The sequence below is a fragment of the Sphingobium sp. FG58 genome (assembly GCF_057809055.1).
Genome location: NZ_JBMDJF010000003.1, coordinates 349,446 through 364,487 on the forward strand (window position 1 = coordinate 349,446; position 15,042 = coordinate 364,487).

General features: G+C 63.2%; 13 protein-coding genes. 4 read left to right on the forward strand and 9 right to left on the reverse strand.

Annotated features, from left to right (window positions below; all coding sequences use genetic code 11):
- The first annotated feature begins 122 nt into the window (after window positions 1-122).
- Entirely contained in the window at window positions 123-1,106 is a 984-nt protein-coding gene (gene glpX, locus ACODR8_RS06500) for a class II fructose-bisphosphatase (RefSeq protein WP_489006495.1), read from the forward strand.
- Window positions 1,107-1,161: 55 nt separating this feature from the next.
- Here the strand turns inward: glpX and ACODR8_RS06505 are convergent, their stop codons facing one another.
- From ACODR8_RS06505 to ACODR8_RS06530, 6 genes are all read right to left on the reverse strand, one after another.
- On the reverse strand, window positions 1,162-1,539 hold the full coding sequence (locus ACODR8_RS06505; RefSeq protein ID WP_489006457.1) for a MerC domain-containing protein: 378 nt from the start codon (window positions 1,537-1,539) through the stop codon (window positions 1,162-1,164).
- 89 nt (window positions 1,540-1,628) lie between these two features.
- Window positions 1,629-3,416: a sensor domain-containing diguanylate cyclase gene (locus tag ACODR8_RS06510; RefSeq protein ID WP_489006458.1), complete on the reverse strand. Its 1,788-nt coding sequence runs from the start codon at window positions 3,414-3,416 to the stop codon at window positions 1,629-1,631.
- Between the two features lie 140 nt (window positions 3,417-3,556).
- Window positions 3,557-5,056, reverse strand: coding sequence for a catalase (locus ACODR8_RS06515; RefSeq protein WP_489006459.1), 1,500 nt, complete (start codon window positions 5,054-5,056; stop codon window positions 3,557-3,559).
- Window positions 5,057-5,171: 115 nt separating this feature from the next.
- Window positions 5,172-5,579 (reverse strand): ATP-dependent Clp protease adapter ClpS, encoded by a 408-nt coding sequence (clpS, locus tag ACODR8_RS06520; protein ID WP_489006460.1) that lies wholly within the window; start codon window positions 5,577-5,579, stop codon window positions 5,172-5,174.
- A 112-nt stretch (window positions 5,580-5,691) separates the two neighbouring features.
- Window positions 5,692-6,540 carry a phasin family protein gene (locus ACODR8_RS06525; RefSeq protein ID WP_489006461.1) on the reverse strand — a complete coding sequence of 283 codons (849 nt, stop codon included), beginning with the start codon at window positions 6,538-6,540 and terminating at the stop codon, window positions 5,692-5,694.
- 128 nt (window positions 6,541-6,668) lie between these two features.
- The gene (locus ACODR8_RS06530) at window positions 6,669-8,408 is read right to left on the reverse strand and encodes a PHA/PHB synthase family protein (RefSeq protein WP_489006462.1); all 1,740 of its coding nucleotides are present in this window, start codon (window positions 8,406-8,408) and stop codon (window positions 6,669-6,671) included.
- Between the two features lie 142 nt (window positions 8,409-8,550).
- Between ACODR8_RS06530 and ACODR8_RS06535 the strand changes: the two genes are divergently transcribed.
- From ACODR8_RS06535 to ACODR8_RS06545, 3 genes are all read left to right on the forward strand, one after another.
- On the forward strand, window positions 8,551-9,759 hold the full coding sequence (locus ACODR8_RS06535; RefSeq protein WP_489006463.1) for an LL-diaminopimelate aminotransferase: 1,209 nt from the start codon (window positions 8,551-8,553) through the stop codon (window positions 9,757-9,759).
- A 203-nt stretch (window positions 9,760-9,962) separates the two neighbouring features.
- Window positions 9,963-10,445, forward strand: coding sequence for a DUF2721 domain-containing protein (locus tag ACODR8_RS06540; protein ID WP_489006464.1), 483 nt, complete (start codon window positions 9,963-9,965; stop codon window positions 10,443-10,445).
- Window positions 10,442-11,011 (forward strand): (2Fe-2S)-binding protein, encoded by a 570-nt coding sequence (locus ACODR8_RS06545; RefSeq protein WP_294133119.1) that lies wholly within the window; start codon window positions 10,442-10,444, stop codon window positions 11,009-11,011. The genes ACODR8_RS06540 and ACODR8_RS06545 overlap by 4 nt, the downstream gene beginning before the upstream one ends.
- On the opposite strand, the gene ACODR8_RS06550 is transcribed toward ACODR8_RS06545, so the two are convergent.
- The 3 genes from ACODR8_RS06550 to ACODR8_RS06560 are packed head-to-tail and all read right to left on the reverse strand — an operon-like array spanning window position 10,996 to window position 14,959.
- Window positions 10,996-11,805 carry a DODA-type extradiol aromatic ring-opening family dioxygenase gene (locus ACODR8_RS06550; RefSeq protein WP_489006465.1) on the reverse strand — a complete coding sequence of 270 codons (810 nt, stop codon included), beginning with the start codon at window positions 11,803-11,805 and terminating at the stop codon, window positions 10,996-10,998. The genes ACODR8_RS06545 and ACODR8_RS06550 overlap by 16 nt on opposite strands.
- A 60-nt stretch (window positions 11,806-11,865) precedes the next feature.
- Window positions 11,866-14,427, reverse strand: a complete 2,562-nt coding sequence (locus ACODR8_RS06555; protein ID WP_489006466.1) for an HWE histidine kinase domain-containing protein — start codon at window positions 14,425-14,427, stop codon at window positions 11,866-11,868.
- The gene (locus ACODR8_RS06560) at window positions 14,420-14,959 is read right to left on the reverse strand and encodes a biliverdin-producing heme oxygenase (RefSeq protein ID WP_489006467.1); all 540 of its coding nucleotides are present in this window, start codon (window positions 14,957-14,959) and stop codon (window positions 14,420-14,422) included. Before ACODR8_RS06560 ends, ACODR8_RS06555 begins: the two co-directional genes overlap by 8 nt.
- Window positions 14,960-15,042 lie beyond the last annotated feature (83 nt).

Below are 15,042 nucleotides of genomic sequence, written 5' to 3' on the forward strand. Positions count from 1 at the left end.
TTTCATTGTACCCAATCCACCATGGAAACATGGCTGCATAATGGCGACTCCCCTTCCCCGCTCGACAAGGACGGGGCAACGGCCTATCCGCTCTGCCCATAAGAAAAGGCAGAGGAATGAAGATGGTGCAGGCAAGTTCGACACTGGATCGCGTGTTGGTGCTGGAAATGGTCCGCGTTACCGAAGCGGCGGCCATTGCCGCGTCGAAGCTGATCGGCCGGGGCGATGAAAAGGCGGCCGATGCCGCCGCCGTCGAAGCCATGCGCCTGGCCTTTAACGACCTCTATATGGACGGCACCGTCGTCATCGGCGAAGGCGAGCGCGACGAGGCGCCGATGCTCTACATTGGCGAGAAGGTCGGCAACGCGATCGGCACCGGGCCGAAGATCGACATCGCGCTCGACCCGCTGGAAGGCACAACCATCACCGCCAAGGCCGGGCCGAATGCGCTGGCCGTGCTGGCCATTTCCGAAGAAGGCGGGCTGCTCAACGCACCCGACGTCTATATGGACAAGCTGGCGGTGGGACCGGGCTATCCCGATGGGATCATCGATCTGGCCCGGTCGGCGAAGGAAAATGTCGAGGCGGTTGCGGCGGCCAAAGGCGTGGAACCGTCCGACATCATCGTGTGCGTGCTGGACCGGCCGCGCCATGAAAAGCTGATCGCGGAATTGCGCGCCATTGGCTGCGGCATCATGCTGATCCCCGATGGCGATGTCGCCGGCGTGATCGCCACCACCGATCCTGAAACCACGATCGACATCTATATGGGGTCGGGCGGTGCGCCTGAGGGCGTGCTGGCCTGCGCCGCGCTGCGCTGCGTCGGCGGACAGTTCAAGGGGCGGCTGCTGTTCCGCAATGAGGATGAAAAGCAGCGCGCCCGCAAATGGGGGATCACTGATCTGGACAAGATTTACGACCTGAAGGAACTGGCCAAAGGCGACTGCATATTCGCCGCCACCGGGGTCACTGACGGGTCATTGCTCGACGGGGTCAAACGACTGCCGGGCGGCAAGCTGACGACCGAAAGCGTGGTGATGCGCGCCAGCACCGGCACGGTGCGCTGGGTGAAGGGCGAGCATCGGCTGGACCACAAGCCGCTGTAAGCGACAGTGAGCCGAACATAGTGAAAGGGAGCCAACTGGCTCCCTTTTTTTTGGGCTAGCGCCCGGCGCGGTGGTTGAGATCGTGACCCAGCGCCAGGATGCCGACGCCGATCAGCGTATAGACGCTTTCCTGCCAGCCATGGTCCATGGTCAGCGCGCCTGCCATCACCCCAAGCCCCAGCGATCCGATCGCAGCGGGCATCATGAAGCGATGGACCAGCGCGCCATGGCCCAGCGCAATTGCGCCGAGCAATATGGCCAGCACCAGTCCGGCTTCATGGAAGATCGGGCTTTCAAAGATACCACCCGCCGTCGCCAGCAGGCCCAGCACCACGGCAGTGACGAAGCAATGCGCCAGGCACAGGCCCGACAGCGCGATCGCGAAGCGATCGAGCCGGCCGGACAACAGGAAGTGGCGAAGGGACTGCGGCATGGTGGCTGCTACATAGGCTAGCCAATCATAAGTTACAACATATCATTGGATGTTTTTATGGGTCGACGCGAACCTGCCGTCCACCGCGCCTAAGCCGCCAGACGCAGGCAGTTACGGCCGCTATGTTTGGCGCGATAGAGCGCCTTGTCCGCCGCTTCGAGCATCGCCGATCGCGTCGATTCGCCGTCCAGTTTGACCAGACCCGCGCTGAAGGTGACGGAGATGGCCTCGCTCCCCGCGTCCCCGACCGGGATCGGATCGACCATGCGCAGGCGCAGCCGTTCGCAGATCATGCTGGCACGATCAATGTCGCTGTCAGCCAGCAGGATCGCAAATTCCTCGCCACCCAGACGACCGATGCTGTCGATGCTCCGCAGCCCCGGCCGCAGCCGTTCGACAAAGGCGCTCAGCACCCGATCGCCCGCACCATGGCCGTAACGGTCGTTTACCGCCTTGAAATGGTCGATATCGATCAGCAACAGGCAGGATCGCGCGCCCTGACGCGCCCGCAATATTTCCGCTTCCAGCTTTTCGAGGAAGGCGCGGCGACTGTCTGCGCCGGTCAGCGAATCACGTGCGGCGACCTGTTGGAGCGCCTGCTGGCGTGCCTTGTGCCGCGACATGTCGCGAATCATGCTGACAACGCCGCTGGCAACGCCGCGTTCGTCCACCACGGCGCGGCTGACCATTTCGCACCATTGCAGGTCGCCGACGGACACCAGCGGACGGAATTCCACAGTGTGGTTCACGCCAGGGTGCGCCAGCGCGCGGCGGTGGGTGGCGATGACGAGCGCGCGATCCTGCGGATCGACCAGATTGGCAGCAGACTGACCGATCAGCAATTCGGGCGCGCAACCAATCTGTTCGGCGGCCGAGGGTGAGGCATAATGGATGATGCCATCCACGCTGATATTGAGGACCACGTCGCCGCTATGTTCGGCAATGGCGCGGTAGCGCGCCTCGCTATCCTGCAACATCAGGAACAGGCGGCGGCGGCTGTTGAGTTCGGCCGCGACCAACATGCTCATCAGGAAGCTGAGGGCGAGGTAGAATTGAAAATATTGGACTCGCATACCCATCGACCCAGGCAGCATGGTCATCGGGCCGACGCCGTGCATGGTCGCCACGCCGCCGATCACCGCCAGGATGATGATGGAAGCCGCCGCCCCCATCTGGCCGGTGCGGAAAGCGATCAGAACCAGCGGCAGGAGCGATGCGAACAGCAGCGGGTAGCGCGCCCAGAAGAAAATATGCACGATGGCCAGTGCGAACAGCGCCAGCAGCACGACCATCTCGACCTTCGCCCGCGCCGGCGTATCGCGCAGCCAGCGGCCACATTCGCCCTGCAAGAACAGGATCAGGATCGGCGCGAAGGTCAGCCCGCCCAGCACATGACCGCTATACCATTGCAGCCAGGATGCGCCGAACGGCACCGGCGTCAGGAAGGCCGCGACCGTCGCCGCCATGGCAGCGGCGATCACATTGGCGACGCCGCACAGGGCGATGATGAATATGACGAGCGGGCGGATCGCGCCGATGATCCGACGATCCGGCACGAAATGGCGGCAGATGATCGCCACGATCAGCGATTCGACGATATTGATCGCCGCCATCGGGATGGCAGCGAGCGGTCCCATGCCGAACAGGGCGGTGGCCACGGCGCTGGCGATGGCGCAGGCGATGATGGCGCGCGGCCAGTAGCGGGTGCGCGAGGTCAGCAGTTCGGCCATCAGGAAAGCGTTGGCGCCCCAGATGAAGGCTAGCCCACCTTCAAAGCGGGATAGCAGCAGCGCCAGCGTCGCCACGACGAAGTACACGCTGCCGGTGATGACCGGCGCGAATATCGAAGAGGAGTGACGAAGGGCGGACCGCTGCATGTTGGCAAGGAGGTTAACGCGGCATCCTTAATATTTGCTCACCATCCGCCCGTAATGGAGGGAAAAACCGCTGTAATAGCCATGCAAAAGCCCCGGCGCATGGGCGCCGGGGCCGAACGTTGCGACGCTTGGCCTAACCGTTAGGCAGAAGCATCGGAAAGCAACTGATCGGTGGGCGCGGAGATGGACGGATTGCGATCCTTGATCGTCGCCCGCGCCGCGCGAACGCCCGCGCCATAATCAGGGTGAACCTGATCAAACAGCTTGCACTGACGTTCCTCGATAAAGTCGGGGATATCGCCCATGGCCGCGGCGATATTGGCGAACAACCGTTCCTTCTCGCCCGCGTCGAACAGTTCGAACAGGGCGCGGGGCTGGCTGAAATCGTCATTCCCCTCCCTGTGGTTCCACCGGTCTGCATCGCCCGAAATCCGCAGCGGCGGCTCCAGGAATTTATTGTCCTCGACCGGCCCGCCAAAGCTGTTCGGCTCATAATAGGCCGCCGGATTGGGATTGTTGGGCGTGAAGCGCATCGCCCCGTCCTTGTGATAATGATGGACCGGGCATTTGGGGGCGTTGACTGGCAGCGCCTCATAATGGGTGCCGATGCGATGACGGTGCGCGTCGGCATAGGCGAAGATGCGCGCCTGGAGCATCTTGTCGGGCGAGAAACCGATGCCCGGCACGATGTTGGAGGGCGACATGGCCAGCTGTTCGATCTCCGCGAAATAATTGTCGGCGTTGCGGTTCAGCTCCAACACGCCGATGTCGATCGGGGGATAGTCGGCATGGGGCCACACTTTGGTGAGGTCGAACGGATTGTAGGGCGTCTTGTCCGCATCCAGTTCGGGCATGATCTGGACCTGCACCTTCCATTTGGGGAAGTCGCCCTTTTCGATCGCCTCGAACAGATCCTCCTGCGTCGATTCGCGGGTGCGGCCCACGACCTGCGCCGCTTCCTCATTGGTCCAATGCTTGTGGCCCTGCATCGTCTTGAAGTGGAACTTGACCCAGAAACGCTCATTGGCGTCGTTGATCAGGCTGAAGGTGTGACTGCCATAGCCGTTGATGTGACGCACATCGGTAGGCAGGCCGCGATCCGACATCAGGATCGTCACCTGATGCAGCGATTCCGGGCTGAGCGACCAGAAGTCCCACATTGCCGTGGGCGAGCGCAGATTGGTGCGCGGGTGACGCTTTTGGGTGTGGATGAAATCGGGGAATTTCAGCGGATCGCGGACAAAAAAGACCGGCGTATTGTTGCCGACCAGATCCCAATTGCCTTCGGGCGTATAGAATTTCATCGCAAAGCCGCGCACGTCGCGTTCGGCATCCGCTGCGCCCGCTTCGCCGGCCACGGTCGAGAAGCGCAGAATCATCGGCGTCTGCGCGCCCGGTTGCAGCACCTTTGCCTTGGTATAGGCGCTGATGTCGCCGGTGATGGTCAGCGTGCCATGCGCGCCCCAGCCCTTGGCATGGACGACGCGCTCAGGGATACGCTCGCGATTCTGGTGGGCCAGCTTTTCGAGCAGCTGATAATCCTGCAACAGCAGCGGGCCGCGCGGGCCAGCGCTCAGGCTGTTCTGATTGTCGCCAATCGGCGCACCACCGCTGGTCGTCATTATCGGCTTGTCAGCCATGATCATCCTCCTCGTCTTGCGAATGGAGAAAGGATAGGCCGCAAACAGGTTCCGGTGAAATTGATTAAAACATGCTGACTGATCGAATTTTACAGTCAGTGCGCCGCGGTGATGGTCAGGCCTTTTCCAGCGTGCATTGTAGCGGATGCTGGTTCTGCCGGGCGAAATCCATCACCTGATTGACCTTGGTCTCCGCCACTTCATAGCTGAAAATACCACACACGCCGACGCCGCGCTGATGGACATGCAACATCACGCGAGTCGCCTGCTCCATATCCATGCGGAAAAATTGCTGGAGGACATGCACGACGAATTCCATCGGCGTGTAATCGTCATTGAGCATCAGCACCTTGTAGAGCGACGGCTTTTTCGTGCGGGTGCGGGTGCGCGTGGCAATGCCGACGCTGGGACCGGTGCCATCACCCGGATCGTCGCGATCCTCCCCCGTCATCGTCACGGGGATCATCGATGCTGTCAAAATGCTGGTCATGATGGACGAGAATATGGCGATTTGTCGCCGCATGGCAAGGGGTCCGCAGGGACATGCCCCTGTGGTAACCATCTATTTTGCAGACAGCAAAAGGGCGCGCCCTCCGATATGGAGGGCGCGCCCCTGATGCGGCTAGTCCGATCGCTTAGGCGGCGAGCGACTTCACCTTGTCGGTGACCAGGGTCACGCGAGCGGTCAGCGGGCTGGCGACGTCACCGGCCAGCTTCATCATCGCTTCGCTGCTCTTGGCGGCTTCCTTGGTGAAATCGTCAAAGCTGCTCGAAAACAGCTGGCTCTGCAGCTGGAAGAATTCGGTCGGCGTCTTGATGGTCGAGAAGGTCTTGAACGAGGCAGTCGCCTTCTCAAAGCTCTTGCGGCTGTAATCGACGGCTTCCTGGCCCAGCGTTTCCATGCCCTTGGCCGCGATCTTGCCGGATTCGACCAGTGCTTCGACATTGCCCTTGGCCAGGTCGCTCAGTTCTTCGATCGCCTTGGTCGACTTTTCGACGCCGGCCTTCGCCTTTTCGTTGAGGTCGGCATAGACGGTTTCCATCTTGGCCTTGGCGTCTTCAGCGAACTTCTTGCCGGTTTCGATTACGTCGTTCATCGTCTTGGTTCCTTCTAAGGCGGACAGCGTCTTGATTGCGAACGGTTCGGCCTGCTTGGGCAGGCTCTTGGTCATTTCGGGTGCGGCCGGGGCTTGCGGCGGCGCGGCGGCTACAGGTGCCTCGGCCACTGGTTCCGCTTCCACGACTGGTTCAGCGACCGGCTCCGGGAGCGGCGGCGCGTCGACGGCGGTGGTCGCTGCAACGATCGCGGACGGATTGGCGTCGATCGCCTTGACGCTCGATGCCGTCGCCTTGCGCGCGGTCGGCTTCTTGGGTGCAGGGGCGATCGCCGCTTCGGCAGCCTTGAGCGCTTCGCTGGCCGACAAGGTCGTCGATGCGCTTTTAGCGCGCGGGGCGCTGCGTCCGGTCTTGGGTGTTACGGCCATGGACTATTCTCCATTTGTTGCACTGCACAATAATGATTCGTCGATGCAATTGCAAGACTTATTGTGCAGTGCAACAAAACCGTCACCTGGCCATATGGGGACAATCGCAAGGGTCGGAAAAATTGGCGTTAATGTCCCTTTACGTAGCGTCCTGGCGCATCTTCTATCGCCTTGAGTCGGCCTTTGCCCGGCTGGCGCGCGCCATTGGCAGGGACAGTGCGCGGATCGAGTCGCTCGATCCAGGCGCGCCAGTCGGGCCACCAGCTGCCCTTGGTTTCCTGCGCCGCGGCGAGGAAGGCGTCGAGCGTCGGCTGGCTGTCCTCACAGGCCCAATATTGATATTTGTGCGCCGCCGGAGGATTGATGACCCCGGCGATATGGCCGGACCCGGCCAGCAGGAAGCGGATCGGCCCGGACAGATTTTCGGTCAGTTTCCACACGCTTTCCAGCGGGGCGATATGGTCCTCCTTGCCCGCCTGCACATAAGCGGGGGTCATGACTTTTTTTAGGTCGATCGGCGTGCCGTCGATCGTGATGGCGCCGGGGACAACCAGCAGATTGTCGCGATAGAGCTGGGTCAGATAATCTTTGTGCCAGCGCGCGGGCAGGTTGGTGGTGTCGCCATTCCAGTACAGCAGGTCGAACGGGGGATAATCCTGTCCCAGCAGATAGTTGTTAACGACATAGGACCAGATCAGGTCGCGGCCGCGCAACAGGTTGAAGGTGAGCGCCATGTAGCGGCCATCGAGAAATCCCTTGGACGACAGCTGATCGACCAGCTTCATCTGCTCATCGTCGATGAACAGGGTCAGGTCGCCCGCCTGGCTGAAATCGACCTGTGCGGTGAAGAAGGTCGCGCTCGCCACCTTGTCCCCCTCCCCGCGCGCCGCCAGCAGCGCCAGCGTCGCCGCCAGCGTGGTCCCCGCGACGCAATAGCCGATCGTGTGGACGCTGGGCACCTTGAGCAGATCGCGCACCGTGTCGATCGCGTCGATCTGCCCGCGCAGGATATAATCGTCCCAGACCAGATCCTTCATCGACGCATCGGCGGACTTCCAGGAGACTAGAAACACGCTGATCCCCTGATCCACCGCCCATTTGACGAAGCTTTTTTGCGGGGACAGGTCGAGAATATAGAAGCGGTTGATCCATGGCGGAAAGATGATGAGCGGGGTCGCCAGCACGTCCGGCGTCGATGGCGCATAATGGATGAGCTGGTAGAGCGGGGTTTCGTGGATCACCTTGCCCGGTGTCGCGGCGATATTGCGGCCCAGTTCGAACTGGGTGCCGTCGGTATGGGTCAGCTGTCCCTTTTCCAGATCGGCCAGCATATGCTGCAAGCCCTTGACCAGATTTTCGCCACCGCTCTGGATCGTCTTTTCCACGACCGTCGGGTTGGTCAGCGGGAAATTGGAGGGCGAGAGCGCATCGAGCATCCCGCTGGTCGCAAAGCGCAGCTTGGCCTTCTGCTTAGGGTCCACGCCATCGACCGCATCGGCCAGTTGCAGCATATAGTCCGAGACGAGGAGATAGCTTTGCCGGATCAGGTCGTAAAAGGGGTGCTGGGTCCAGGCCGGATCGGCGAAGCGACGGTCCTTGCGCGCGGCGGGGCTGTCGGCCGGAGCCGGCTCAGGCTTGTCGCGGAACATGCCGCCCGAATCGAGGAAACGCTGCCACATCGCCAGCCCTTCGTCGGCAAAACTCGTCTGGATCCGCGCCACCGCTTCTGGCGAGAAAGGCAGGGTCTGGCCCGCCGCCCCCGCCGCCTGCTCCAGCATCAGTTGCTGGGCCTGCCCTATCGCGTGGGTCCATTGCTGCATCTGTTCCAGCGTGGGCAGATGCGGCTCCATGATATCGGCTTTATCCATGGCCACCCTGCTCCTCCTGGCATCGTTTCTGCGCGCCGCTTTCTCTGGCGCGTCGCCATCGGGCCGGTTATAGCCAGATTGTGACGCGGCAACGGCGCGTCGCGCACTATTCCTTACCTAGAGCTTTCAGGAAAGCCTTATAATGTCCGAAGAATTCTATCGCATGAAGCGCCTGCCCCCCTATGTCATCGCGGAAGTCAACGCGATGCGGGCCGCCGCGCGTGCGGCGGGAGAGGATATTATCGATCTGGGCATGGGCAATCCCGACCTGCCGCCGCCGCCGCATGTCATCGACAAGCTGATCGAGGTGGCGCGCAAGCCCGACGCCCATGGCTATTCCCAGTCGAAGGGGATTCCGGGGCTTCGCAAGGCGCAGGCCAATTATTATGGCCGCCGCTTCGGCGTCGATGTCGACCCGGAAACCGAGGTCGTCGTGACCATGGGGTCGAAGGAAGGCCTCGCCAGCCTGGCCACCGCGATCACCGCGCCGGGCGACGTCGTGCTGGCCCCCAACCCCAGCTATCCGATCCATATGTTCGGCTTCATATTGGCGGGCGCGACCATCCGGTCGGTGCCGACGACGCCGGACGACAATTATTTCCGCTCGCTCGACCGGGCCATGGCCTTCACCGTGCCGCGCCCTTCGATCCTGGTGGTCAATTATCCGTCGAACCCGACCGCCGAGACGGTGGACCTGGCCTTTTACGAGCGGCTGGTCGCCTGGGCGAAGGAAAATAAGGTCTGGGTCCTGTCCGACCTTGCCTATTCCGAGCTTTATTATGACGGCAACCCGACCCCTTCCATTTTGCAGGTGCCGGGCGCGAAGGATATTGCGATCGAGTTCACCTCGCTCAGCAAGACCTATTCGATGGCGGGCTGGCGGATCGGCTTTGCGGTCGGCAACAAGCAGCTGATCGCGGCGATGAGCCGGGTGAAATCCTATCTGGATTATGGCGCATTCACGCCGATTCAGGCAGCCGCCTGCGCCGCGCTCAACGGGCCGCAGGATATCGTGCAGAAGAACCGCGAACTCTATCACAAGCGCCGCGACGTGCTGGTCGAAAGCTTCGGCCGCGCCGGATGGGACATTCCCGCCCCGCCCGCGTCGATGTTTGCCTGGGCGCCGTTGCCGCCTGCACTCAAAGAAATGGGCAGCCTGGAATTTTCCAAGCAGTTGCTGACCCATGCCAAGGTCGCGGTCGCGCCAGGCGTGGGCTATGGCGAGGATGGCGAAGGGTTCGTCCGCATCGCCATGGTGGAGAATGAACAACGACTGCGGCAGGCGGCCCGCAACATCAAATCCTATCTCAAGTCGATGGGCGTCAATACGCCAGCCAAGGGCGCGGCCTGAGCCAAAAGACTATCCTGCGTTAAAAGCGCTGCGTGTTCCCGCGCAGGCGGGAACCCAGATCATACGGTCGGACTGGGTTCCCACCTACGCGGGAACACGATGTTCGGTGCGATGAGGCGCGTCCTTTGGGCCACCGCCGCTTGTGATCCCCTTGCCCCGCCAGCCACAATGAAGGATAGCTGCCTCGTAAGAGGTGCCGCGCGATGATCCCCCTGCCACAAGTCTCTCAGGTCGCGCAGACCATCCAGCTGGCGCTCGCCCCGGTGTTCCTGCTGGCGGGGATCGGCGCGTTCCTGAATGTCTGTGTCAGTCGGCTGGCGCGGATCATCGACCGGGCGCGGACGGTGGAGGCGGCGATCCTGACCACGCGGGGGCGCGAGCATGACCGGCTGGTCAATGAAATCCGCGTCCTCGACCAACGGATGAGCGTGGTCAATATCGCGATCTTCCTGTCGGTCGCATCGGCCTGCGCCGTGTGCCTCGTCGTCATTCTGCTGTTTGCGGGCAATTTGTTCGATGCGCATCTGGGGACGGCGATCGCCATATTGTTCAGTCTGGCGATGCTGTTGCAGGCGGGCGGCTTTGCGACCTTCATTCAGGAAATCCGGCTGGGGTCCAAGATCATCCATATCCGTAACGAAGTATTGTATCACGAGGCCGAGACGGAAGAGCCGGACGCAAAATGACCCGCTTCACCGTCAACGACCGGCCGGTGCAATATCGCATGGACCCGGACACGCCTTTGCTATGGGCATTGCGCGATGCGTCGAACCTGACCGGCACCAAATATGGTTGCGGCACCGGCGACTGTGGTGCCTGCACCGTCGATATTGACGGGGAAGCGGTGCGGTCCTGCCAGGTGACGATCGGCAAGACCGAGGGGCGGTTCGTCACCACGATCGAGGCGCTGTCGCCCGATCGCGGCCATCCGGTGCAACAGGCGTTCGCCGCCGACAATGTGTCGCAATGCGGCTATTGCATCCCGGGCATGATCATGGCCGCGTCCGTGCTGCTGCGCCGGACCAATGATCCAAGCGATGCGGAGATTGACGCGGCGATCACCAATATCTGCCGCTGCGGCATCTATCCCCGGCTGCGCGGCGCGATCCGTCGGGCTGGACGGATCATGCGGGGCGAGGATACGGGTATCGGCGAACAAGGGGCCGCCGCCCCGCCGCCGGGCATTACGCCGGAGGAGGCTGCCCGCACCGTCCCGGCGCTGGGCAGGCCTGCACCTCAGCCGAAGCGATAGCCCGACACGGCCCAGCCTATCACCGTGCTATGATGGTCGCGCACCGCCGGGTCATCGCCGCCAGCACCCAGCGCGACCATCAGCGGCAGCAGATGCTCCTCGCGCGGATGAGCGAAATGGGCGTTAGGCAGGCTGTCCCACGCGATGACGCGCGCAGCGCGGCGGGCCGGATCGGGATCGGTCACCGCCGCCGTCAGCGCATCGTCCCACGTCTGTGATGGCGCGGTCGCCTGCGCGCCCCGCACGCGCAGATTGTGAAAGCTCATGCCCGATCCGACGATCAGCACGCCTTCCTCGCGCAGCACGGAGAGCGCGCGCCCGGCGGCGATATGGGCAGCGGGGTCGAGATCGTGGCGTAGCGACAGCTGGACCAGCGGAATGTCGGCATCGGGCAGCGCGACCTTCATCGGGATGAACACGCCATGGTCCCAGCCGCGCGCCGCCTCCTGCGCGGTCGCAAACCCTGCTCCGGCAAGCAGCGCCGCAACGCGCGCGGCCAGATTTGGCGCGCCCGGCGCGTCCCAGCGCAGCGTGTAGGTGTGCGGGGGGAAGCCATAATAGTCGAACAGCAAAGCCGGGCGATCACCGGCATGGACGGTGAAGGCCGCCTCCTCCCAATGGCCCGACACCAGCAGGATGGCGCGGGGGCGTTCGGGCAGGCTGGCGATCAGCCCGGCCAGATAGTCCTGCATCGGCTGCCACATCGGATCGCTATGCGGATGGTCGGGATCGGCGGGGTCCATGAAGAAGCAGGGACCACCGCCATGAGGGATGAAGAGGCTGGGCTGTGTCATGCCCAGCACATTGGCGCGCGGGAGACCAACTGCAACGGGCAAGCGCGAAACATTCCGTTTCTAACCGTTCCGATCGACCAGCGGCATCATCGCCTGCGCCAGGGTCGCGCCTGAATAAGGCTTCTTGACCAAAGTGACCCCGGCAAAGCGATCCGGCAGTTCCAGCCCGTCGCCATAGCCGGTCGCAAACAGGAAGGGGATGCCCTGTTCGACCAGCAGGTCTGCCACCGGCATACTGGTTTCGGCGCCCAGGTTGAAATCCAGCACCGCCAAATCAATGGGATGCTGCTCGATAGCCTCACGCGCCCGTGCGACGCTGGCGGCGGTGGTTACGTCCGCGCCCAGATCGCGCAGTGCATCCTCACCATCCATGGCGATGATCATATTATCCTCGACCAGCAGGACGTGCCGACCCTTGAGCAATTCGGGCGTCGCGGCGATCACGGGCAGCGGACGATCCGTGCCGACGACATCGGGCAGCACCGACACGACATGGACGGAGGGGATGCAAAAATGCGCCTCTATCCCGGCCAGACGGTAGTGGATTTCGGCATGGCCATCCAGGTCATAGGGGATGGAGCGCTCGATCACGGTCGACCCAAAGCCGCGACGGGTCGGTGCCACCACCGCCGGGCCACCGCTTTCGGTCCAGTCGATCATCAGGCTGCCATCCTGATCCACATGCCAGTCGATCGCCACCGTGCCATTGTCCGACAGCGCGCCATATTTGGCGGCATTAGTCAGCATTTCGTGGATCACCAGCGCCATGACGGTGAAGCATCCCGGCGTCAGCAGCACATTGGGACCGGACAGGCGCACCCGGTCGCGTCGCTCACCCAGATAGGCGCCCGCCTCCACCTCGATCAGGTCATAGAGGCGCGCGGGACTCCAGCGATCGGCGGTAATCTGGTCATGGGCGCGGGCCAGCGCATGGATGCGGCTTTCCAGCGTGCCGATGAAATCCTCGACCGATCCTGCACTGCTGCGCGTCTGGGACAGGAGGCCACGGATCAGCGCCAATATGTTGCGCACCCGGTGGTTGAGTTCCGCGATCAGCAATTCCTGCTTCTCATGCGCGCGCTGCCGTTCCGCATCCGCCGAATCGGACAGGCGCAGCACCACTTCCAGCAAGGCGGTGCGCAGCGCTTCGGCGACGCGCAACTGGGCGGGCGCGAACGGCAGCGCCGTCCCCTTCACGAGTTCCGACCATTCCTCGAAACTTTTGCGCGGGGTCAGGCGCGGGCCGTTGGGACCATATTCGATATGCTTGTCCTGTTGTCCCGCCCAGCGCACCGCGCGCAGTTGCTCAGCACGGAACAGCACAACATAGTCGCGCGGGCGGCGCGACAGGGGAATGGCAAGCAGCCCAGCGGCGCGATCGGCATAGGCAGCCGCTTCGGGCAGGACGCGGCTCAGCGTATCGGTGGTATAGACCTGACTCGCCGCGACGCGGTTGAGCATCGAGACGATCCCGGCAAAGGCGGCCTTGTCCGGGGTCAGCCCGGAAAAGCTGATCTGCCCGTCTATATAGACGCCCACGCCATCGGCAGGGATCGTGTCGAAGATGATGTCGCCCAGCCAGCGGGCGTTGGACAGAAGGTCATGATCCTGCGCGACGGCGGACATCAACCGGTCGGCCACCTGCCGCGCCTTGCCCTCATAGGCGGCGGTTTCGGCGCGCTCGCGGCTTTCGAGCATCATCGAGAAGATCTGGCCGAACAGTTCGGCGGCGCTGCGCTGGGCAAAGGTCGGCAGGCGCGGGGCATAATGGTGGCAGGCGAACAGCCCCCACAGCCGCCCTTCGACAATGATCGAGATGGAGAGCGACGCCCCCACCCCCATATTGCGGAGATATTCGATGTGGATGGGCGAGACGGCGCGGGTGAGACACAGCGACATGTCCAGCGCCGCGCCGGTCGGATCCAGCGTTGGGACGACCGGCACGGGCACCGCCTGCACATCGGCAATGACGCGGAAGATGTTGCGCAGATAGAGCGCGCGCGCCTGCACGGGAATGTCCGACGCGGGGTAGTGCAGACCAAAGAAGCTGTCGATGCCGGGCCGCAACGCTTCGGCGACCACTTCGCCATCGCCGCCCTCGGCAAAGCGATAGACCATCACTCGATCGAACCCGGTCAACGCCCGCACCTGCCGCGCGCCATCACGCAGAAAGGCGGTCATGCCATCGGCCTGCGCCAGCCGGGCGACCATCGAGCGGACAGTGCTGCTGGCCTCCATCTCGTCAGCGCTAGCGGGCTCGGCCTCTATCACCACCAATTGACCGGAAAAATGGACGGCAACGTCGAACGGCGTGCCGCCCGGCATCAACGGCAGGGAGAAGATACGCTCGACCGAATCGGGGCCACGCAGCAGGGTGATGCGGTTGCGCAGCGTATGGATGGCTTCGCCGTCGAGCAGGGCGCTCACCGGCTTGCCCAGCATGTCGTCGGGGGACAGGCCGACGAACGCGGCGCTGTTGGCCGACACGCGCGATACCAGCCAGTCGGCGGTCAGCGCGATCAGGAAACCGAATGGCTGGACCGTACCCAGCACATGGATCGGTTCCCGATCGCAATTGGTGAGGTTGACGGCGAAATCCGCGCCGCTACCGCCGTCAGCCATGGGCGGCGACCGGTTCGGGCCGGGCGGCTGCGGCAAAAAGGGCGAAGGCCGCCTGCGCGCCCTGCACGGCGTCGTCCAGCCAGCCTTCGCCCCCGTCAGCGGCGGCCTGATCAAGCGCCTGCTGAAAGGCGACCCAGCCGCCCTTGCCGTGGACCGCCGACAGATAAGCGCGGGGCATGCCCGGCGCGACCTGCCGCGCCAACATCGCGCCGCCCAGGCGCGATCCTTCCAGCGCATAGAGCAGCCCCCAGCGATAACCGTCCCGGTCAGGATCAGCGAGCGACAACGGCGCAGGCATAGCCATATCCATCGCCGCCAGATCCGCCGCGATCAGGGACAGGCGTGGCGATGCGGGGCGCGCAACCGATTCGAGCGCGCCAAGCGCGCAGGCATGGGCCGTCAGGAAGGCACCATAATGGCTTTGCGAATCAAGCCGATAGCCCGAAAACAGCGTGTCGACACGGTGATGGCTGTCGCTCGTCGCTTCGCGCAGAGCCTGGCGGACGCCGCTGACATTGGGAGATTTCTTCACTCGGCAGTCCTATAGAGGGGGCAGGCACCCTGCACTGATCTGGATCAGCTTTTGACCCGGTTCCGGCCATTTTTAACGGACAG

Excerpts from the sequence above, each read along its gene's own strand:
- glpX (WP_489006495.1), top strand. The coding sequence starts at position 123 with ATGGTGCAGGCAAGTTCGACACTGGATCGCGTGTTGGTGCTGGAAATG.
- ACODR8_RS06505 (WP_489006457.1), bottom strand. The coding sequence starts at position 1,539 with ATGCCGCAGTCCCTTCGCCACTTCCTGTTGTCCGGCCGGCTCGATCGC.
- ACODR8_RS06510 (WP_489006458.1), bottom strand. The coding sequence starts at position 3,416 with ATGCAGCGGTCCGCCCTTCGTCACTCCTCTTCGATATTCGCGCCGGTC.
- ACODR8_RS06515 (WP_489006459.1), bottom strand. The coding sequence starts at position 5,056 with ATGGCTGACAAGCCGATAATGACGACCAGCGGTGGTGCGCCGATTGGC.
- clpS (WP_489006460.1), bottom strand. The coding sequence starts at position 5,579 with ATGCGGCGACAAATCGCCATATTCTCGTCCATCATGACCAGCATTTTG.
- ACODR8_RS06525 (WP_489006461.1), bottom strand. The coding sequence starts at position 6,540 with ATGGCCGTAACACCCAAGACCGGACGCAGCGCCCCGCGCGCTAAAAGC.
- ACODR8_RS06530 (WP_489006462.1), bottom strand. The coding sequence starts at position 8,408 with ATGGATAAAGCCGATATCATGGAGCCGCATCTGCCCACGCTGGAACAG.
- ACODR8_RS06535 (WP_489006463.1), top strand. The coding sequence starts at position 8,551 with ATGTCCGAAGAATTCTATCGCATGAAGCGCCTGCCCCCCTATGTCATC.
- ACODR8_RS06540 (WP_489006464.1), top strand. The coding sequence starts at position 9,963 with ATGATCCCCCTGCCACAAGTCTCTCAGGTCGCGCAGACCATCCAGCTG.
- ACODR8_RS06545 (WP_294133119.1), top strand. The coding sequence starts at position 10,442 with ATGACCCGCTTCACCGTCAACGACCGGCCGGTGCAATATCGCATGGAC.
- ACODR8_RS06550 (WP_489006465.1), bottom strand. The coding sequence starts at position 11,805 with ATGACACAGCCCAGCCTCTTCATCCCTCATGGCGGTGGTCCCTGCTTC.
- ACODR8_RS06555 (WP_489006466.1), bottom strand. The coding sequence starts at position 14,427 with ATGGCTGACGGCGGTAGCGGCGCGGATTTCGCCGTCAACCTCACCAAT.